This is a genomic window from Kordiimonas laminariae, assembly GCF_023008165.1.
GTDB classification, from domain to species: Bacteria; Pseudomonadota; Alphaproteobacteria; order Sphingomonadales; family Kordiimonadaceae; genus Kordiimonas; species Kordiimonas laminariae.
Window position 1 is genome coordinate 1 of sequence record NZ_JAKQZA010000004.1, and the last position, 16783, is coordinate 16783.

Below are 16783 nucleotides of genomic sequence, written 5' to 3' on the forward strand. Positions count from 1 at the left end.
GTAATGCCTGGTGATAACGTGAACCTGAAGGTTGAGCTTATCGCACCAATCGCGATGGACGAAGGTCTTCGTTTTGCTATCCGCGAAGGTGGCCGCACTGTAGGCGCCGGCGTTGTAGCTGAAATCATCGAATAATTGAATTACGGCCCCGCTCACTGAGTTGGGTTGGGGCCCTCTTTTTTAAGGTAAAGATCAATGGAAGCGCAAAATATTCGCATCCGCCTGAAGGCATTTGACCACCGTGTGCTTGACCAAGCCACTGGTGAAATTGCTAATACGGCAAAGCGTACTGGCGCATTGGTTCGCGGTCCTATCCCGATGCCAACAAAGATCGAAAAGTTCACAGTTCTTCGTGGTCCACACGTGAACAAGAAGTCTCGTGAGCAATTCGAAATGCGTACACACAAACGCTTGCTCGACATCATTGACCCAACTCCGCAGACAGTTGATGCTCTTATGAAGCTAGACCTTGCTGCTGGTGTTGATGTTGAAATCAAACTGCAAGGATAATCACCATGCGTACAGGTTTGATTGCAAAGAAACTAGGTATGACACGCATCTTCAATGATGCCGGTCATCACGTGCCAGTAACAGTTCTACAGCTTGAAGGCTGTCAGGTTGTTGCTCAGCGCACAAATGAAAAAGACGGTTACACAGCTCTTCAACTAGGTGCTGGTACTCGTAAAGTTAAAAACGTGACCAAAGCTCAGCGCGGCCACTTTGCTAAAGCACAAGTAGAACCTAAAGCGAAAATCGCTGAGTTCCGTGTAAGCGAAGAAGCTCTTGTTGAGGTTGGTGCTGAAATCACAGCAGACCACTTTGTTACTGGCCAGCGCGTTGACGTTGTTGGTACATCAAAGGGTAAAGGTTTTGCTGGTGCGATGAAGCGTCACAACTTTGGTGGTCTACGTGCTTCGCACGGTGTATCCATCTCTCACCGTTCACACGGTTCCACAGGTCAATGTCAAGACCCTGGTCGTGTATTTAAAGGTAAGAAGATGGCTGGTCACATGGGTGATCACCGTACGACTGTACAAAGCCTTGAAATCGTTGAAACACGCGTTGAAGAAGGCCTAATCCTCGTTAAAGGCGGTCTACCAGGTTCTAAAGAGAGCTGGGTACTCGTTTCTGACGCTGTGAAGAAGGCTGCACCGGAAGGCCTGCCGATGCCGGCTGCATTCCGTATGCCTGCTAAAGCTGAAGAAGCTGCACCTGCTGCAGAAGCTCCAGTTGAAGCTGACGCTGCAGAAGCTACTGAGGAATAAGCGACATGAAAACGAATGTCCTTACTCTTGATGCCAAAAAAGCTGGCGACATCACTCTAGATGACGCTATCTTTGGCCTAGAAGCACGTGCAGACATCCTGCACCGTGTTGTAAACTGGCAGCTTGCTAAGCGCCGTGCTGGTACTCACGCTGTACAATTCCGCAGCGACGTATCTCGCACAGGTACTCGTCTTGGTCGCCAAAAAGGTGGCGGTACAGCCCGTCACGGTTCTCGTCGTTCTAACATCTTCGTTGGTGGTGGTCGTGCATTCGGTCCTATCCCACGTGATCACGGTTTCGACCTGCCTAAAAAAGTACGTAAGCTTGGTCTTAAGACTGCGCTTTCTGCAAAGCAGGCTGAAGGTAAGCTGATCGTTGTTGATGCTGCTGAACTGAAAGAAGGCAAAACTAAAGAGCTAAAAGCTAAGCTAGAGAAGCTTGGTCTTGCTAACGCTCTGTTTGTCGACGGTGCTGAAGTGAATGAAAACTTCAAGCGCGCAGTAAGCAACATCCCGAACGTTGATGTTCTACCAACTCAAGGTGCGAACGTGTACGACATTATCCGTCGTGACACACTTGTTCTCACTAAAGAGGCGGTTGCTAAGCTCGAGGAGAGGCTCAAATGACCAGTGCGAAGCATTATGATGTCATCAAAAGCCCAGTGATCACTGAGAAAGCAACACTAGGTGCTGAGTTCAACCAAGTAACTTTCAAAGTTGCGATCGATGCTACTAAGCCAGCTATTAAAGCTGCTGTTGAAGCACTGTTCGACGTGAAAGTGAAAAAAGTCAATACGCTACGCCAAGAAGGCAAAGTGAAACGTTTCCGTGGTGTACAAGGCAAGCGCGCCGAGTACAAAAAGGCAATGGTTACTTTGGTTGAAGGTCACAGCATTGACGTGACGACAGGAGTGTAATCCAATGGCACTCAAGCAGTATAAACCAAATACTCCAGGTCAGCGTGGCCTCGTTCTTGTAGACCGTGAAGGTCTTCACAAGGGCAAGCCTGTAAAAGCGCTTACTGAAGGTTTGACAAAATCTGGTGGTCGTAACAACAAAGGTCGCATCACAGCTCGTCGCCGTGGTGGTGGTCACAAGCGTACATACCGTATGATTGATTTCAAGCGTACGAAATGGGATGTACCAGCGACTGTAGAACGCCTTGAATACGATCCAAACCGTACAGCGTTCATCGCTCTCATCAAGTATGAAGATGGTGAACTAGCGTACATCCTTGCTCCACAGCGTCTTGCTCCAGGCGATACTGTTATCGCTGGTGAGAAGGTTGACGTGAAGCCTGGTAACGTAATGCCTCTTGCTAACATGCCTGTTGGTACAATCATCCACAATGTTGAGATGAAAAAAGGCAAGGGTGGTCAGATCGCTCGTTCAGCTGGTGCATATGCCCAGCTTATCGGTCGTGACCGTGGTTACGCTCAGCTTCGTCTATCTTCCGGTGAAGTTCGTGTGGTTCGTTCTGAGTGTGTAGCTACAGTTGGTGCTGTATCTAACCCAGACAACCAGAACATTAAGCTCGCTAAAGCGGGTCGGAATCGTTGGCTTGGTCGCCGTCCATCTGTTCGTGGTGTTGCCATGAACCCGGTGGATCACCCACATGGTGGTGGTGAAGGCCGTACTTCAGGTGGTCGTCACCCAGTGACACCTTGGGGTAAACCAACAAAAGGTAAGCGTACACGCTCTAATAAAGCGACTGACAAGCTTATCATCCGCACGCGCCACGAGCGCAAGAAACGCTAAGGAGTCCTGTAATATGGCACGCTCTGTATGGAAAGGCCCTTTCGTTGACATGCACCTTCTCAAGAAGGTGGAAGCGGCTCATGAAAGTGGCAAAGCAAACCTAACAATCCAGACTTGGTCACGCCGGTCTACGATTCTACCAAACTTTGTAGGTATTACTTTCAATACTTACAATGGTCAGAAGTTCATCCCTGTTTATGTATCAGAAGATATGGTTGGTCATAAGCTTGGTGAATTCGCGCCGACTCGTACTTACTACGGTCACGCGGCTGACAAAAAAGCGAAGAGGAAGTAACAGTGGGTAAGCAATCTGCACCACGCCGTGTGGCGGATAACGAAGCAGTCGCTACAGCTACTATGCTTCGTGGCTCGCCGCAGAAACTAAACCTAGTTGCGGCGACTATTCGTGGTATGAAAGTGGAAAAAGCTCTTACTTCACTGAGCTTTAACCGTCGTCGTTCTGCGATTGATGTTAAAAAAGTTCTGCAGTCTGCAATTGCAAACGCAGAAAATAACCACAACCTGGATGTTGATAACCTGATTGTTGCTGAAGCAACTGTGGGTAAAGCACTGACGATGAAACGTTTCCGTGCTCGTGCTCGTGGCCGCGCTGCAAAAATCGTTAAGCCATTCAGCCGTCTGCGCATTGTCGTGCGCGAAGTTGAGGAGACAGTATAATGGGTCAGAAAGTAAGTCCCGTTGGTCTGCGCCTGGGTGTTAACCGCACCTGGGACTCACGTTGGTATGCTGAGGGTGAAGAGTACGGCTCAATGCTGCACGAAGACCTCAAAATCCGCGAGTTCGTGTTTAAAGAACTATCGCAGGCTGGTATTTCAAAGGTCGTTATCGAACGTCCAGCGAAAAAATGTCGCGTAACTATCTACTCGGCTCGTCCGGGTGTGATCATCGGTAAAAAAGGCGCTGATATTGAGAAGCTTCGCAAACGTGTTGCAAACTTCACAACTTCAGAAGTTAGCCTGAATATCGTTGAAGTTCGCAAGCCAGAGATCGATGCTCAGCTTATCGCTGACAATATTGCACAACAGCTAGAGCGCCGTGTTGCGTTCCGCCGTGCAATGAAACGCTCTGTTCAAAGTGCAATGCGTCTTGGCGCTGGTGGTATTCGTATCAACTGTGCTGGTCGTCTTGGTGGTGCGGAAATCGCGCGTACTGAATGGTACCGTGAAGGCCGTGTGCCACTACACACACTTCGTGCAGACATCGATTATGGTACGTCTGAAGCTCTTACTGCATACGGTATTCTCGGTATGAAAGTATGGGTGTTCAAAGGCGAAATCATGGAACACGACCCGATGGCTCACGAGCGCCGTGCAAACGAAGCTCAAAGTCAAGGAGGCCCGTCCCGCCGTTAGGCTGGGACGGCTAGAGTAGGAGCGACACACTATGTTGCAACCGAAGCGTACTAAGTTCCGCAAGGCCCACAAAGGCCGCATCCACGGCAATGCCAAGGGTGGAACAACACTTAACTTTGGTCAGTTTGGTCTGAAAGCTACAGACCCTGGCCGTGTATCTGCTCGTCAGATCGAGGCAGCTCGTCGTGCCATGAACCGTCACATGAAGCGTTCTGGTAAGGTATGGATCCGCATTTTCCCGGATACACCTGTAACTGCGAAACCTGCTGAAGTTCGTATGGGTAAAGGTAAAGGTTCCGTTGATCGTTGGGTATGTAAAGTCAAGCCTGGCCGTATCATGTTTGAGATCGACGGTGTATCAGAAGAACTGGCCCGTGGTGCGTTCGAACGTGCAGCTGCAAAGCTGTCCGTTGGTACACGTATCGTGGAACGGATGAACTAGAGTTTTACGGAGAAAAGTGATGAAAGCGTCAGAGCTTCGTTCAAAGTCGAAAGACGAGCTCCGTGAAGAGCTTGTAAGCCTAAAGAAAGAGCAGTTTAACCTGCGCTTTCAGGCTGCTTCCGGCCAATTAGAAAATACTGCTCGTGTTCGTCAGATCCGCCGCGATGTTGCGCGGATCCAGACGATCCTCGGTGAGCAGGCAGAGGCGTAAGGAGTTAATCAATGCCAAAGCGTATTCTGCAAGGTGTAGTGGTAAGCAACAAAGGTGATAAAACTGTTGTTGTGAATGTTGAACGTCGTGTGAAGCATCCTTTGCTTGACAAAATTATTAAACGTTCTAAGAAGTACCACGCTCATGATGAGAGCAACCAAATTCAGGTTGGGGATGTAGTCCGTATTCAGGAATGTCGTCCTCTTTCTAAACTGAAGACTTGGCAAGTAGTTGGCGGTGAGGCGTAAGCCTCACCGTTCTACTGTTTGTCGTTGAATTAATATAAGGGGTAACCCATGATTCAGATGCAAACTAACCTCGATGTGGCCGACAACTCCGGGGCCAAGAGGGTACAGTGCATTAAGGTCCTTGGCGGATCTAAACGTAAGACTGCTGGAGTAGGCGACATTATTGTTGTCTCAGTCAAAGAGGCGATCCCTCGGGGTCGTGTTAAGAAGGGTGACGTGCATCGTGCCGTTATCGTTCGCACTGCAAAAGAAGTTCGTCGTAACGATGGTACTACTATTCGTTTCGACAACAATGCCGCTGTTCTAGTGAACAAAAACCATGAGCCAATCGGTACACGTATCTTTGGCCCTGTTGTTCGTGAGCTGCGTGCTAAGAAACACATGAAGATCATCTCGCTTGCACCGGAGGTGTTATAATGGCCGCTAAGCTTAGAAAAGGTGATAAGGTCGTTGTGATTGCTGGTAAAGATAAAGGCAAGCGCGGCGAAATCACATCTGTAATGCCTGCTGAAGGTCGTGCGACTGTACAGGGTGTAAACCTTGTAAAGCGTCACAAGCGTCCAACTCAGGTGAGTGCTGGTGGAATCGAGACTAAAGAAGCTCCGATTCAGCTGTCTAACCTCATGATTGAGGACCCAAAAGACGGTGCACCAACACGCGTTGGTTTCAAAGTATCCAAAGACGGTAGCAAGGTTCGCGTTGCTAAAAAGTCTGGGGAGGTGATCGATGGCTAATACTGTTCAGCCACGTCTACGCACTCGCTATGACGAGACAATCCGTGCATCTCTAGTTGAGAAGTTCGGTTATAAAAACCCTATGCAAGTACCTAAGCTTGAGAAAATTGTTCTCAACATGGGTGTTGGCGAAGCTGTTAATGACAAGAAGAAGGTCGCAAAAGCTGCTGAAGAGCTAGAAGCTATTGCTGGTCAGAAGCCTGTTATTACGAAGGCTCGTAAATCTATCGCTGGCTTTAAGCTGCGCGAAGGTATGCCAATCGGTACTAAAGTAACTCTACGCGGTGAGCGTATGTACGAGTTTCTTGACCGTCTGGTAACTATTGCTATGCCACGTATTCGTGACTTCCAGGGCGTTAACCCTAAGTCTTTCGATGGTCGCGGTAACTACGCAATGGGCCTAAAAGAGCAGCTCGTGTTCCCTGAAATTGACTACGACAAAGTAGATCAAGTTCGCGGAATGGACATTATCATTTGTACGACGGCTACGACTGACGCAGAAGCACTTGAGCTTCTAAGCGGCTTCGATATGCCGTTTAAGAAATAACGGTCGCCAAGGAGGGTTTTGATATGGCTAAGAAAAGTGCCATTAACAAGAACGCACGGCGTGAGAAGACTGTAGCAAAGTTTGCTGACAAGCGCGCTGCTCTGAAAGCACAGGTTTATGATAAGAGCCTGTCTGATGACGAACGCTGGTTAGCTGCTCTACAGCTCGCTGCACTGCCACGTAACGGCGCCAAGACACGCCTTCGCAATCGTTGTGAAGTGACTGGTCGTCCGCGCGGTTATTATCGTAAATTTAAGATGTCTCGTATCGCGCTTCGTGAGCTCGGCTCCGCAGCGAAGATTCCTGGCATCGTTAAGTCAAGCTGGTAAGGGGATAAGCTCATGTCGATGACAGATCCGATCGGCGATATGCTGACCCGTATCCGCAACGGTTTACAAGCTCGTAAAACTGTTGTTGCTACACCTGCTTCAAAAACACGTCAGCGTATTCTAGATGTGTTGGAGCGTGAAGGTTACATTCGTGGTTACTCTCGTACAGAACTCGAGAATAACAAAGCTGAGTTAGCTATTGAGCTAAAATACAATGAAGGCGAGCCTGTGATTCGCACACTTAACCGTGTGTCTAAGCCTGGTCGTCGTGTGTATAGCTCTGTAAATGACTTGCCACGTGTTCATAACGGTCTTGGTATTTCTATCGTTTCCACACCGAAAGGTGTTCTCTCTGACGCTGAAGCGCGCGAGAACAATGTGGGCGGTGAAATTCTCTGCACCATTTTCTAAGGAAGGGAAGATTTAATGTCCCGTATCGGTAAAAAGCCCGTAGCTATTCCAGCTGGCGTAACCGTTTCCTTGAACGGTGCTGAGCTAACAGCTAAAGGCCCTAAGGGTGAACTAGCAATGACATTCGTTCCTGAAGTTACTGTAGCTCAGGAAGAAAATACGATTGCTATCACTCCGGCTAACGACACAAAGCGTGCCCGCTCTATGTGGGGTATGCAGCGCACACTGGTTTCCAACATCTTTGAAGGTGTTACCAATGGTTTCAGCAAGAAGCTTGAAATCAACGGTGTAGGTTACCGTGCTCAAATGAAAGGCAGCTCACTGAATTTGCAGTTGGGTTTCAGCCACGATATCGACTTCCCAGTACCTGCAGGCATCAAAATTGAGACGCCTGACCAGACTACAGTCGTTATCTCCGGCATCGACAAACAACAAGTCGGTGAAACAGCAGCCAAAATTCGCGAGTACCGCAAGCCAGAGCCATACAAAGGCAAGGGTGTTAAGTACGCAGGCGAATATATCTTCCGCAAGGAAGGTAAGAAGAAGTAATGGGTGGCTTGAATGTCTAACATTAGTCTTTTTGAAAAGCGCCGTCAGCGTAACCGTACACAACTTCGTAAGAAGAGTGCGGGCAGACCACGCCTTTCAGTCCACCGGACAAACCAACATATCTATGCTCAGATTATTGATGACGTGAAGGGCGCTACTGTAGCTGCTGCTTCTACTCTTGAAAAAGATCTGAAGGATGCAGGTTCTAACAAAGAAGCTGCTACTAAAGTTGGTAAACTGATTGCCGAGCGAGCCAAAGCTGCGGGTGTAGAAACAGTAGTGTTTGATCGTGGTGGTTTCTTGTACCACGGTCGTGTAAAAGCACTTGCTGAAGCTGCGCGCGACAATGGCTTGGCATTCTAGGCTTAGATAATAGGAAAAGGATGTCCAATGGCACGCCCAGAACGCAATCGTGAAGAGAGCGAACTAGTTGAAAAGCTTGTCCACATTAACCGTGTGGCTAAAGTTGTAAAAGGTGGTCGTCGTTTTGGTTTCGCAGCACTTGTTGTTGTTGGTGACCAGCGTGGCCGCGTAGGTTTCGGTAAAGGTAAAGCAAAGGAAGTTCCTGAAGCTATCCGTAAAGCTACCGAAGCTGCTAAGAAAACAATGATCCGTGTACCACTTCGTGAAGGCCGTACACTGCACCACGACATTAAGGGCCGTCATGGCGCTGGTCGTGTGTTGCTACGTACTGCGGTTCAAGGTACTGGTATCATCGCAGGTGGTCCAATGCGTGCAGTGTTTGAAGCACTTGGCGTACAAGACGTTGTTACGAAATCACAGGGTTCTTCAAACCCATACAACATGATCCGTGCTACGTTTAACGCTCTGTCCCTTCAGAACTCTCCACGTCAGATCGCTGCTAAACGCGGTAAGAAGGTAGCTGACATCGTTGCACGTCGCGGTGATGTTAAAGTTGCTGCTGCTAACGAAGCTTCTGAAGAAGCTGCTACAGCGGAGTAATGACCAATGGCTGCTAAGAAGAAACAAACTGTAACGGTAACGCAGATCGCTAGCCCGATCCGCCGCCATAAAGATCAGCGTGAAACGCTGATCGGCTTGGGCCTTAACAAATTGAACAGAACGCGTGAGCTGGAAGATACACCAGCAGTTCGCGGCATGATCCACAAAGTGCGCCACATGGTGCGCGTTGAAGATCAATAAGCGAGCGTTTTGGAGATAATATCATGAAACTCAACGAAATTCGTGACAATGACGGTGCTCGCAAACTGCGCACGCGTGTAGGTCGCGGTATCGGTTCCGGCAAAGGTAAAACTGCCGGTTCTGGTCACAAAGGTCAGAAAGCACGCTCAGGCGTAGCTATCAATGGCTTTGAAGGTGGTCAAATGCCGATTTACCGTCGTCTTCCAAAGCGCGGTTTCACAAGCATGAACAAGAAAGACTTCCAGGTTCTTAACCTTGGTCGCCTACAGAAGGCTATCGATGCTAAGAAAGTGGATGCTGGTAAAGCAATCACTATCGAAACTCTAGTTGAAGCTGGTGTTGTTGGTAAGGTTGTTGACGGCGTACGTCTTCTTGCTAAAGGTGAACTTACTGCAAAAGTTGACATCACAGTAACAGGCGCTTCTAAAGGTGCTATTGAAGCTGTGGAAAAAGCTGGTGGTAAAGTTACTGTTGCTTAAGGCACGATAAAAGAACGATAAGCCGAGATAGAGATTAAGGGGCTGGAGTAAGCGTATATGGCATCCGCTGCAGAACAATTGGCGTCCAATTTGAGTTTGTCTTCCTTCGGTAAAGCCGAAGAATTGAAGAAGCGTATTTGGTTCGCCCTAGGTGCACTTATTGTGTACCGCTTGTGTACTTATATTCCATTACCAGGCATTGACCCGGTAGCATTGAGAAACATGTTTGCAGATTTGGGAGGTAATTTCCTCGATGTAGTGAACACTTTCTCTGGTGGTGCACTTCAGCGGATGTCTATCGTGACACTCGGGATTATTCCTTATATCTCGGCTTCCATCATCATGCAGCTGCTCACAACCATGAATTCCACGCTAGCGCAGTGGAAAAAAGAGGGTGAGCAAGGCCGCAAGAAAATTAACCAGATGACACGCTACGGTACTGTAGCTCTGACAATCGTTCAGGGCTGGGGTGTAGCAACTGGTTTGCAAGGGCAGGCAGGTGTTGTAATCGACCCAGGTTTGTTCTTCGTGTTAACAACAGTTATCACGCTTGTGGGCGGTACTATGTTCCTTATGTGGCTTGGTGAGCAGATCACTCAGCGCGGTATTGGTAATGGTATTTCCCTTATTATTTTCGCAGGTATTGTTGCAGAGCTTCCGGGTACACTCGCTCAGGCGTTCACTCTAAGTCGCAACGGCCAGCTGGATGTTGCTGTTTTGCTTGCCATGCTTATTGGTGCAGCGGCTCTTATCTGGTTTATTGTATTCTTTGAACGCGCTCAGCGCCGTGTGGTAATTCAATACCCGAAAAGGCAGCAGGGTAACCGCGTTCACCAAGGTGACAAGAGCCACCTACCGCTTAAACTTAACGTAGCGGGTGTGATTCCTCCGATCTTTGCTAGCTCACTTCTGTTGATGCCGCTTACAGTAGCCGGTATGTACCAGACAGGTGGCCCAGAGTGGATTACAACAGTAACAGCGCTGCTTGGCCCAGGTAAGCCAGTATATATCGCGCTGTACATCGCTCTTATCGTATTCTTCTGCTTCTTCTACACAGCTATTCAGTTTAACCCTGAAGAAACTGCAGATAACCTGAAGAAGCATGGTGGTTTTGTGCCGGGTATTCGCCCTGGTAAGAGAACTGCTGAGTATCTGGATTATGTGCTTACTCGTCTGACTGTGATTGGCTCTGCTTATATTGCAACAGTATGTGCTATTCCTGAGTTTCTTATTGGACAGGCTAACGTTCCATTCTACTTAGGTGGTACAAGCTTGCTCATCGTTGTGAATGTGACTATGGATACTGTATCTCAGATTCAGTCACACCTGATGGCACAGCAATATGAGAGTCTCTTGAAAAAATCGCGTCTTAAGGGAGGTCGCCGGTGATAATTATTCTGTTTGGTCCTCCGGGCGCAGGTAAAGGTACACAGGCACAACGTATCGAGAAGGCACAAGGCCTAGTTCAACTATCTACTGGTGATATGCTGCGCGCAGCAGTAGCAGCCGGTACTGAGATGGGCAAAGCCGCAAAAGCTAAAATGGACGCAGGTCAATTGGTTTCAGACGAAATCGTAATCGGTATTATCCGCGACCGCATTCAAGAAGCAGATTGTAAAAATGGTTTCATCCTTGATGGTTTCCCGCGCACAGTAGCGCAAGCGGAGGCTTTGGATGAAATGCTTACAGCGCAGAGCTTGAAGCTGGATGCTGTTGTTGAAATGAAAGTAGACGACGAAGCGCTGGTTGACAGAATCGCAGGCCGCTATACATGCGCCGGCTGTAACGAAGGATATCACGATACAAACCTGAAGCCGAAGGTTGAAGGTGTGTGTGATCAGTGTGGATCTACAGAGTTCAAGCGTCGTCCAGATGATAACGCAGAGACAGTAGGGAAGCGTCTGAAAGAATATTACGCACAGACGGCGCCGGTATTGCCGTACTATGCGGAAAAAGGAATTTTGCAGCAAGTTAATGGCATGGCTGCCATTGATGAGGTAACTGCAGAAATTGCTGCGGTTTTGGCCGCATAAAAAAACTGTCATAAGGCGGTTGACGAATTGGGGTTTATTCATATAATCCCCGGCTTCAACGCGTCTTGTGGCGAATTGTCGTATGACGTGAATAATTTGATTAGGAGATATGGTCGTGGCGCGTATTGCTGGCGTTAACATTCCGACCAATAAGCGTGTAGAAATCGCTTTGACATACATTCACGGTATTGGCTCTACAACAGCCAAGGGAATCTGCGAAACGCTGAATTTCCCACGTGAACGTCGGGTAAACGAACTAACAGATGCTGAAGTAATTCAGATCCGTGAAATGATTGACCGTGAACACACAGTTGAGGGTGACCTTCGCCGTGAAGTAGCGATGAACATTAAGCGTTTGATGGACCTCAAAACATACCGTGGTCTTCGTCACCGTAATAAACTGCCTGTACGTGGTCAGCGTACATCGACAAATGCTCGTACTCGTAAGGGTAAAGCAGTTGCGATTGCAGGTAAGAAGAAATAATTAGGAACAAGCTGTTTAGGGCTTCCGTAAATAAAGGTCTGATGAGATGGCAAAAGATGCTGGACGTGTTAAGCGTCGTGAGAAGAAAAACATCGCGAATGGTGTTGCTCACGTAAACGCTTCATTCAACAACACAATGATTACTATCACAGATGTACAGGGCAATGGTATTTCCTGGTCGTCTGCTGGTATGATGGGTTTCCGTGGCTCCCGTAAGTCTACTCCATATGCTGCACAGGTTGCTGCTGAGGACGCAGGTAAAAAAGCACTAGAGCACGGTATGAAAAACCTCGAAGTGGAAGTAAAAGGCCCAGGCGCTGGTCGCGAGTCCGCTCTGCGCGCGCTTCAAGCTATTGGATTTACAATTACATCAATTCGTGATGTAACTCCAATTCCACACAATGGTTGTCGTCCACCAAAACGTCGTCGCGTATAACGCGGCGACCGTACTGGTTGTTACTTGTAGAGTATTGGCGCGATCCTTTGGCGCTAAATTATTGTTTAAAGCGTCATTAAGAATGAGGGTTACAACGTGATCCAGAAAAACTGGCAAGAGCTAATTAAACCAAATGGCCTGACTATTACTCCAGGTGCTGATCCACTTCGTAAAGCTAAGCTCGTAGTAGAGCCGCTTGAGCGTGGTTACGGCATGACACTGGGTAACGGTCTACGTCGTGTTCTGCTTTCTTCCCTACAAGGTGGTGCTGTAACAAGCATTCACATTGAGGGTGTTCTGCACGAGTTTTCTTCTGTACCTGGTGTACGTGAAGACGTGACAGACATGGTTCTAAACATCAAACAGCTTCCTGTTCGCGTAACAAGCGACGGCACTAAGCGTCTGAGCCTAACAGCTTCAGGCCCTGGTGAAGTTAAAGCTTCTGCTATCCAAGAAGTTGCTGATGTTGAAATTCTTGATAAGGACCTTGTTCTTTGTCACCTTGATGAAGGTGCGACACTGAACATGGAACTGACTGTAGCTTCAGGTAAAGGCTATGTAGCAGCTGAGCGTAACCGCCCAGAAGATGCTCCAATCGGTCTTATCCCTGTAGATGCACTCTACAGCCCTGTTAAGAAAGTAAGCTACAAAGTTGAAGCTACTCGTGAAGGTCAGGTTCTTGACTACGACAAGCTTACAATGGAAATCGAAACCGACGGTACAGTAACTCCTGAAGATGCAGTAGCTTTCGCTGCTCGCATTCTTCAAGATCAGCTTTCTGTATTCGTGAACTTCGATGAGCCAGAAGAAGCTGCTAAGCCTGAAGAAGATGAAGAGCCAGCGTTCAACCGCCAGCTTCTTCGTAAGGTTGACGAGCTTGAGCTTTCTGTTCGTTCTGCAAACTGCCTGAAAAACGATAACATCGTTTACATTGGTGACCTTGTGCAGAAAACAGAAGCTGAAATGCTTCGTACGCCGAACTTCGGTCGTAAGTCACTTAACGAGATTAAAGAAGTTCTTTCTTCCATGGGCTTACGCCTTGGTATGGAACTTCCAGCTTGGCCACCAGAGAATATCGAAGAGTTGGCTAAGAAACTCGAGCAAGATTACTAAGGTTATCATGAGCGGTTCCACGGAGCCGTTTTTGTACCTTACTAAGCCGGATGAAAGCGTGGTGAATTCACCTCGCTTTTGTTCAATTTAAAACCTCCCCGAATTTGTTAGGGGACACCTACCGGTACTACACGGAAATTCGTGCAAGGCCGGATAGGCAAACGGAGTAAGAAATATGCGCCATAATAAATCAGGCCGTAAGCTGAATAGAACTGCTAGCCACCGTAAGGCTATGTTCCAAAACCTTGCACAGGCTCTTCTTAAGCACGAGCAGATTGTAACAACTCTGCCAAAAGCTAAAGACCTTGCACCAATCGTTGAGAAGTACATCACTCTTGGTAAAAAAGGTGGCCTTGCTAACCGTCGTCTTGCTGTTGCACGCCTGCAAAACGAAGAGCTAGTTGGCAAAGTATTCGCTGAGCTTGCTGAGCGCTACAAAGATCGCACAGGTGGTTACACTCGCGTTCTTAAAGCTGGTTACCGTCACGGTGATAACGCGCCAATGGCTGTTATTGAGCTAGTTGACCGTAACGAAGACGCTAAAGGCCAAGACAGCCACAAATTTGGTAGCATTGAAGCAGATCTTTCTGCGAAAGCTAACAAAGGCGTGCCAGTTGAAGCTGACGCTGAATAATTTTTTCCATATTTTTGGAAACGGAAAAGGGCGGTCTTTTGATCGCCCTTTTTTTGTTACTGTTCTATTGGTAAGCCCAAGCGCACTTTATACCGCCGGATTTTCCCGAAGGTTTCTTCCATTTTAAGTGTCTGTCTGGTTTCTTTATCAATCCAGAATTTCGCTACACCTCTACCGCCATAATCAATTTCCAGAATCCATGCCGGAAGTGGATTACCGTTCATGCCCTTTAAGGTTTCCTCACCTGTTACAGAATAAATATATTCCTGTGGCGGGGTCTTGGATCCTGGGTGATAGAAATTCATGTGGAAGTTCTTCCCAGCTTCAAGCGGTAAGAGACCAAACGTTTCCATATCCAGTTCCCAGTTCAGGGTTTCTGGCTTGCTTTCTATGCTAAAAGAAGCCTGGGTATTGCCTGTTATATTGGTGTCACCTTTCGTGAGATTAGGCTCAAACGTGAAGGCTGATACTGCTTGGTCTGCACCGTGAATTGTTTTGTGAAAAACCGGGCTGAAATCCTTCACGCGGTTCAGTGAATATATCACACGGTTGGACCGATCCTGTGTGGAATGCCAGTCCTGCCTTATTTCAACAAGTGTTTCCCCGTCTTTTTCAATAATATTTGTTGTGCGGTTCCAAAGCTCCATCCCCAGTATTTTGCCAGTGGATGTGTCTCGCATATAAACCAGATATTGATTAGTTCCGGTGCGATAGTTTTCAGCTTTCAGATTTTGAAACTGAAAGGTTTCTTTCTTTGTTGCGGATGCAGCAGAAAAAGAAAGTGAGCTTGCTAGCATTATGGATAGCGTTGCTGTTGTAATCGTTTGTTTTAAAGACATTAATTCCCCCTTGGTTTGTAGTAATGGACTTTACGTGGCGCAATAATGTGCATATTCGAAGCTTTTGCGTCAGCGTGTTCAGTTCGTGCGATTAATTGAGGTCACAGTGGCACCACAATTGATGCATAATGATGTTTGAAATAGCTAATTGGGCCTTTGCAAAGGAAAGCCATTGTCATTGCAAGGCTATCTGGCTTAGAAAATAGGTTCGGTCTTTTAGAAGGCTTATGACTAGTTTGGAGAGTGAGAATTTCATGAGACGTTTAAGCAGGAAAATTTTCTTGTGTGGTGCCTTGGTTGCTTCTGCATTTGCTGGTGCTTCAGCACAATATGAAAATGCGGACCGGCAGGTGCCGTCTTCAAACGCACAGGTGCAGCTTTCATATGCACCTATCGTGAAGGATACAGCCCCAGCTGTAGTGAATATTTATACAACGAAAGTGGTGCGGGCCAGACGATCAGCAATGTTTGATGATCCGCTCTTTAAGCGCTTCTTCGGTGATCAATTCAGTTTTGGTGGTAGTCCTAAAGACAGAATTCAGGGGTCACTTGGTTCAGGGGTTATTGTACGCCCCAACGGTGTGATTGTTACGAACCACCATGTGATCGAAGGTGCAGATGAAATTCGCGTAGTACTTTCTGATAGGCGAGAGTTTGCAGCTGATGTTGTTTTGGCTGATCCGAAAACAGACTTAGCGATCCTGCAAATTAATGCCCGCGAAGAACGTTTGCCGACACTAACGCTAGCAGATTCTGATAATGTACTGGTTGGTGACCTTGTCCTTGCTATTGGTAATCCTTTTGGTGTGGGGCAAACCGTAACCAGCGGTATTGTTTCTGCAACAGCACGTACTCAACAAGGTATCTCTGATTTTGGTTTCTTTATTCAAACAGATGCTGCGGTAAACCCGGGTAACTCTGGCGGTGCGCTTGTTGGGATGCAGGGCCAGTTGCTTGGCATCAATACAGCGATTTACAGCCGTACAGGTGCGTCAAATGGCATTGGTTTTGCCGTACCTGCCAATATGGTGAACTCAGTGCTTCGCGCGGCTTTAAACGAAGGACAGCTTGCACGTCCGTGGCTCGGTATTCGCGGGCAGAGTGTAACTAATGAGTTAGCGTCAGGCCTTGGCCTTGATCGCGCAGGTGGTGTTTTGGTTGATGAAGTATATCCGGGTAGCCCTGCAGCACTCGCTGATGTTCAGATTGGTGATGTGATCATGGCTGTAGACGGTAAAGAGGTTATTGATGAGCCTGGGCTTAACTTCCGTGTTGCAACAATGGAAAATGGTGCTGATGTGCCTCTAGCCGTACTCTCCGAAGGTTTTATTCAGGAAAAAACACTTACACTCTCACTGCCGCCTGAGCCAGTAGAGCGCAATCTTACTAAACTGGATGGGCGTCATCCGTTCCAAGGGGTGACTGTGGCTAACCTTTCTCCACGCTTTAATGAGGAAATTCAGGTTGATCCATTCCTTGAAGGTGTGGTGGTGCTTAGGGTTGAGCGCAGAACAGCAGCTGGCCGTTACCAGTTCGTAGCACCTGGCGATATTATTCTCGGTGTAAACGGCAATACGGTTGAACGTGTTGAAGACCTTGCATCACTGGATGAAAATGCGGAGCGTTTTGTCTATCAAGTTCAGCGCCGCGGCCGCGTACGTGAATGTGTGATCGTACCAAACCGCTCCTACCGCTGTCGTGATATTCGGTAAAGTTGGTGAGTGATCTTTTTGAA

Annotated in this window: 30 protein-coding genes; 29 read left to right on the top strand and 1 reads right to left on the bottom strand. The window is 47.8% G+C overall.

All coding sequences use genetic code 11. From position 1 onward, the window contains the following. The 28 genes from MF542_RS08455 to rplQ form a co-directional block, all read left to right on the top strand. Positions 1-135: EF-Tu C-terminal domain-related protein (locus MF542_RS08455; RefSeq protein ID WP_486209772.1), on the top strand; the 135-nt coding region annotated here is incomplete at its 5' end. 60 nt (positions 136-195) lie between these two features. Further along, positions 196-510 carry a 30S ribosomal protein S10 gene (rpsJ, locus tag MF542_RS08460; RefSeq protein WP_247017970.1) on the top strand — a complete coding sequence of 105 codons (315 nt, stop codon included), beginning with the start codon at positions 196-198 and terminating at the stop codon, positions 508-510. Between the two features lie 5 nt (positions 511-515). After that, a complete protein-coding gene (gene rplC, locus MF542_RS08465) occupies positions 516-1265 on the top strand; it encodes a 50S ribosomal protein L3 (RefSeq protein WP_343264868.1) in 750 nt (249 codons plus the stop codon). Between the two features lie 5 nt (positions 1266-1270). Further along, the gene (gene rplD, locus MF542_RS08470) at positions 1271-1891 is read left to right on the top strand and encodes a 50S ribosomal protein L4 (RefSeq protein ID WP_247017972.1); all 621 of its coding nucleotides are present in this window, start codon (positions 1271-1273) and stop codon (positions 1889-1891) included. After that, the gene (locus MF542_RS08475) at positions 1888-2181 is read left to right on the top strand and encodes a 50S ribosomal protein L23 (RefSeq protein WP_247017974.1); all 294 of its coding nucleotides are present in this window, start codon (positions 1888-1890) and stop codon (positions 2179-2181) included. The genes rplD and MF542_RS08475 overlap by 4 nt, the downstream gene beginning before the upstream one ends. 4 nt (positions 2182-2185) lie before the next feature. Further along, the gene (gene rplB / locus MF542_RS08480) at positions 2186-3022 is read left to right on the top strand and encodes a 50S ribosomal protein L2 (RefSeq protein ID WP_247017976.1); all 837 of its coding nucleotides are present in this window, start codon (positions 2186-2188) and stop codon (positions 3020-3022) included. Between the two features lie 13 nt (positions 3023-3035). Further along, positions 3036-3317 carry a 30S ribosomal protein S19 gene (gene rpsS / locus MF542_RS08485; protein ID WP_247017978.1) on the top strand — a complete coding sequence of 94 codons (282 nt, stop codon included), beginning with the start codon at positions 3036-3038 and terminating at the stop codon, positions 3315-3317. 62 nt (positions 3318-3379) lie between these two features. Continuing rightward, positions 3380-3700 carry a 50S ribosomal protein L22 gene (rplV, locus tag MF542_RS08490; RefSeq protein WP_247019091.1) on the top strand — a complete coding sequence of 107 codons (321 nt, stop codon included), beginning with the start codon at positions 3380-3382 and terminating at the stop codon, positions 3698-3700. Further along, on the top strand, positions 3700-4395 hold the full coding sequence (gene rpsC / locus MF542_RS08495) for a 30S ribosomal protein S3 (protein ID WP_247017981.1): 696 nt from the start codon (positions 3700-3702) through the stop codon (positions 4393-4395). The genes rplV and rpsC overlap by 1 nt, the downstream gene beginning before the upstream one ends. Before the next feature lie 31 nt (positions 4396-4426). Next, entirely contained in the window at positions 4427-4837 is a 411-nt protein-coding gene (rplP, locus tag MF542_RS08500) for a 50S ribosomal protein L16 (RefSeq protein WP_247017983.1), read from the top strand. A gap of 19 nt (positions 4838-4856) precedes the next feature. Further along, entirely contained in the window at positions 4857-5048 is a 192-nt protein-coding gene (gene rpmC, locus MF542_RS08505; RefSeq protein WP_247017985.1) for a 50S ribosomal protein L29, read from the top strand. Between the two features lie 11 nt (positions 5049-5059). Next, on the top strand, positions 5060-5296 hold the full coding sequence (gene rpsQ, locus MF542_RS08510; RefSeq protein ID WP_247017987.1) for a 30S ribosomal protein S17: 237 nt from the start codon (positions 5060-5062) through the stop codon (positions 5294-5296). 48 nt (positions 5297-5344) lie between these two features. Beyond that, the gene (gene rplN / locus MF542_RS08515) at positions 5345-5713 is read left to right on the top strand and encodes a 50S ribosomal protein L14 (RefSeq protein ID WP_247017989.1); all 369 of its coding nucleotides are present in this window, start codon (positions 5345-5347) and stop codon (positions 5711-5713) included. Then, positions 5710-6030, top strand: coding sequence for a 50S ribosomal protein L24 (gene rplX / locus MF542_RS08520; protein ID WP_343264876.1), 321 nt, complete (start codon positions 5710-5712; stop codon positions 6028-6030). The genes rplN and rplX overlap by 4 nt, the downstream gene beginning before the upstream one ends. Further along, positions 6023-6577 (top strand): 50S ribosomal protein L5, encoded by a 555-nt coding sequence (gene rplE, locus MF542_RS08525; protein WP_247017999.1) that lies wholly within the window; start codon positions 6023-6025, stop codon positions 6575-6577. Before rplX ends, rplE begins: the two co-directional genes overlap by 8 nt. A 23-nt stretch (positions 6578-6600) precedes the next feature. Next, the gene (rpsN, locus tag MF542_RS08530; protein WP_247018001.1) at positions 6601-6906 is read left to right on the top strand and encodes a 30S ribosomal protein S14; all 306 of its coding nucleotides are present in this window, start codon (positions 6601-6603) and stop codon (positions 6904-6906) included. A 12-nt stretch (positions 6907-6918) separates the two neighbouring features. Next, entirely contained in the window at positions 6919-7317 is a 399-nt protein-coding gene (rpsH, locus tag MF542_RS08535) for a 30S ribosomal protein S8 (protein ID WP_247018009.1), read from the top strand. Between the two features lie 15 nt (positions 7318-7332). Beyond that, positions 7333-7866: a 50S ribosomal protein L6 gene (gene rplF, locus MF542_RS08540; protein ID WP_247018017.1), complete on the top strand. Its 534-nt coding sequence runs from the start codon at positions 7333-7335 to the stop codon at positions 7864-7866. 12 nt (positions 7867-7878) lie between these two features. Continuing rightward, entirely contained in the window at positions 7879-8229 is a 351-nt protein-coding gene (gene rplR, locus MF542_RS08545; protein ID WP_247018019.1) for a 50S ribosomal protein L18, read from the top strand. Between the two features lie 27 nt (positions 8230-8256). After that, complete coding sequence (rpsE, locus tag MF542_RS08550) at positions 8257-8829, top strand: 30S ribosomal protein S5 (protein WP_247018021.1); 573 nt, start codon at positions 8257-8259, stop codon at positions 8827-8829. A 6-nt stretch (positions 8830-8835) separates the two neighbouring features. Next, on the top strand, positions 8836-9030 hold the full coding sequence (gene rpmD / locus MF542_RS08555) for a 50S ribosomal protein L30 (protein ID WP_247018023.1): 195 nt from the start codon (positions 8836-8838) through the stop codon (positions 9028-9030). 23 nt (positions 9031-9053) lie between these two features. Next, complete coding sequence (gene rplO, locus MF542_RS08560) at positions 9054-9509, top strand: 50S ribosomal protein L15 (protein WP_247018025.1); 456 nt, start codon at positions 9054-9056, stop codon at positions 9507-9509. Between the two features lie 57 nt (positions 9510-9566). Beyond that, positions 9567-10898: a preprotein translocase subunit SecY gene (gene secY, locus MF542_RS08565; protein ID WP_247018027.1), complete on the top strand. Its 1332-nt coding sequence runs from the start codon at positions 9567-9569 to the stop codon at positions 10896-10898. Beyond that, the gene (locus MF542_RS08570) at positions 10895-11542 is read left to right on the top strand and encodes an adenylate kinase (RefSeq protein WP_247018029.1); all 648 of its coding nucleotides are present in this window, start codon (positions 10895-10897) and stop codon (positions 11540-11542) included. The genes secY and MF542_RS08570 overlap by 4 nt, the downstream gene beginning before the upstream one ends. 115 nt (positions 11543-11657) lie before the next feature. Next, positions 11658-12026: a 30S ribosomal protein S13 gene (rpsM, locus tag MF542_RS08575; RefSeq protein WP_247018031.1), complete on the top strand. Its 369-nt coding sequence runs from the start codon at positions 11658-11660 to the stop codon at positions 12024-12026. 46 nt (positions 12027-12072) lie between these two features. Then, positions 12073-12462 (top strand): 30S ribosomal protein S11, encoded by a 390-nt coding sequence (gene rpsK, locus MF542_RS08580; RefSeq protein WP_247018033.1) that lies wholly within the window; start codon positions 12073-12075, stop codon positions 12460-12462. 96 nt (positions 12463-12558) lie between these two features. Beyond that, on the top strand, positions 12559-13575 hold the full coding sequence (locus tag MF542_RS08585) for a DNA-directed RNA polymerase subunit alpha (RefSeq protein WP_255832261.1): 1017 nt from the start codon (positions 12559-12561) through the stop codon (positions 13573-13575). A 175-nt stretch (positions 13576-13750) separates the two neighbouring features. After that, positions 13751-14209 carry a 50S ribosomal protein L17 gene (gene rplQ, locus MF542_RS08590; RefSeq protein ID WP_247018035.1) on the top strand — a complete coding sequence of 153 codons (459 nt, stop codon included), beginning with the start codon at positions 13751-13753 and terminating at the stop codon, positions 14207-14209. A gap of 56 nt (positions 14210-14265) precedes the next feature. On the opposite strand, the gene MF542_RS08595 is transcribed toward rplQ, so the two are convergent. Then, entirely contained in the window at positions 14266-15048 is a 783-nt protein-coding gene (locus tag MF542_RS08595) for a DUF3108 domain-containing protein (RefSeq protein ID WP_247018037.1), read from the bottom strand. A gap of 254 nt (positions 15049-15302) precedes the next feature. On the opposite strand from MF542_RS08595, the gene MF542_RS08600 reads away from it, so the two are divergent. After that, entirely contained in the window at positions 15303-16760 is a 1458-nt protein-coding gene (locus tag MF542_RS08600; protein WP_247018039.1) for a Do family serine endopeptidase, read from the top strand. The last annotated feature ends 23 nt before the right edge of the window (positions 16761-16783 follow it).

Bases quoted from the DNA above. Each gene is read 5' to 3' on its own strand.
- rplQ (WP_247018035.1), top strand. From the start codon at position 13,751: ATGCGCCATAATAAATCAGGCCGTAAGCTGAATAGAACTGCTAGCCAC.
- rplO (WP_247018025.1), top strand. From the start codon at position 9,054: ATGAAACTCAACGAAATTCGTGACAATGACGGTGCTCGCAAACTGCGC.
- rpsQ (WP_247017987.1), top strand. From the start codon at position 5,060: ATGCCAAAGCGTATTCTGCAAGGTGTAGTGGTAAGCAACAAAGGTGAT.
- rpsK (WP_247018033.1), top strand. From the start codon at position 12,073: ATGGCAAAAGATGCTGGACGTGTTAAGCGTCGTGAGAAGAAAAACATC.
- rplC (WP_343264868.1), top strand. From the start codon at position 516: ATGCGTACAGGTTTGATTGCAAAGAAACTAGGTATGACACGCATCTTC.
- rplF (WP_247018017.1), top strand. From the start codon at position 7,333: ATGTCCCGTATCGGTAAAAAGCCCGTAGCTATTCCAGCTGGCGTAACC.
- rplE (WP_247017999.1), top strand. From the start codon at position 6,023: ATGGCTAATACTGTTCAGCCACGTCTACGCACTCGCTATGACGAGACA.
- rpsJ (WP_247017970.1), top strand. From the start codon at position 196: ATGGAAGCGCAAAATATTCGCATCCGCCTGAAGGCATTTGACCACCGT.
- secY (WP_247018027.1), top strand. From the start codon at position 9,567: ATGGCATCCGCTGCAGAACAATTGGCGTCCAATTTGAGTTTGTCTTCC.
- rplV (WP_247019091.1), top strand. From the start codon at position 3,380: ATGCTTCGTGGCTCGCCGCAGAAACTAAACCTAGTTGCGGCGACTATT.
- rpmD (WP_247018023.1), top strand. From the start codon at position 8,836: ATGGCTGCTAAGAAGAAACAAACTGTAACGGTAACGCAGATCGCTAGC.
- rplB (WP_247017976.1), top strand. From the start codon at position 2,186: ATGGCACTCAAGCAGTATAAACCAAATACTCCAGGTCAGCGTGGCCTC.
- rpmC (WP_247017985.1), top strand. From the start codon at position 4,857: ATGAAAGCGTCAGAGCTTCGTTCAAAGTCGAAAGACGAGCTCCGTGAA.
- MF542_RS08600 (WP_247018039.1), top strand. From the start codon at position 15,303: ATGAGACGTTTAAGCAGGAAAATTTTCTTGTGTGGTGCCTTGGTTGCT.
- rpsH (WP_247018009.1), top strand. From the start codon at position 6,919: ATGTCGATGACAGATCCGATCGGCGATATGCTGACCCGTATCCGCAAC.
- rplD (WP_247017972.1), top strand. From the start codon at position 1,271: ATGAAAACGAATGTCCTTACTCTTGATGCCAAAAAAGCTGGCGACATC.
- rplP (WP_247017983.1), top strand. From the start codon at position 4,427: ATGTTGCAACCGAAGCGTACTAAGTTCCGCAAGGCCCACAAAGGCCGC.
- rplR (WP_247018019.1), top strand. From the start codon at position 7,879: ATGTCTAACATTAGTCTTTTTGAAAAGCGCCGTCAGCGTAACCGTACA.
- MF542_RS08595 (WP_247018037.1), bottom strand. From the start codon at position 15,048: ATGTCTTTAAAACAAACGATTACAACAGCAACGCTATCCATAATGCTA.
- rpsE (WP_247018021.1), top strand. From the start codon at position 8,257: ATGGCACGCCCAGAACGCAATCGTGAAGAGAGCGAACTAGTTGAAAAG.
- rpsS (WP_247017978.1), top strand. From the start codon at position 3,036: ATGGCACGCTCTGTATGGAAAGGCCCTTTCGTTGACATGCACCTTCTC.
- rplN (WP_247017989.1), top strand. From the start codon at position 5,345: ATGATTCAGATGCAAACTAACCTCGATGTGGCCGACAACTCCGGGGCC.
- rpsN (WP_247018001.1), top strand. From the start codon at position 6,601: ATGGCTAAGAAAAGTGCCATTAACAAGAACGCACGGCGTGAGAAGACT.
- MF542_RS08475 (WP_247017974.1), top strand. From the start codon at position 1,888: ATGACCAGTGCGAAGCATTATGATGTCATCAAAAGCCCAGTGATCACT.
- rpsC (WP_247017981.1), top strand. From the start codon at position 3,700: ATGGGTCAGAAAGTAAGTCCCGTTGGTCTGCGCCTGGGTGTTAACCGC.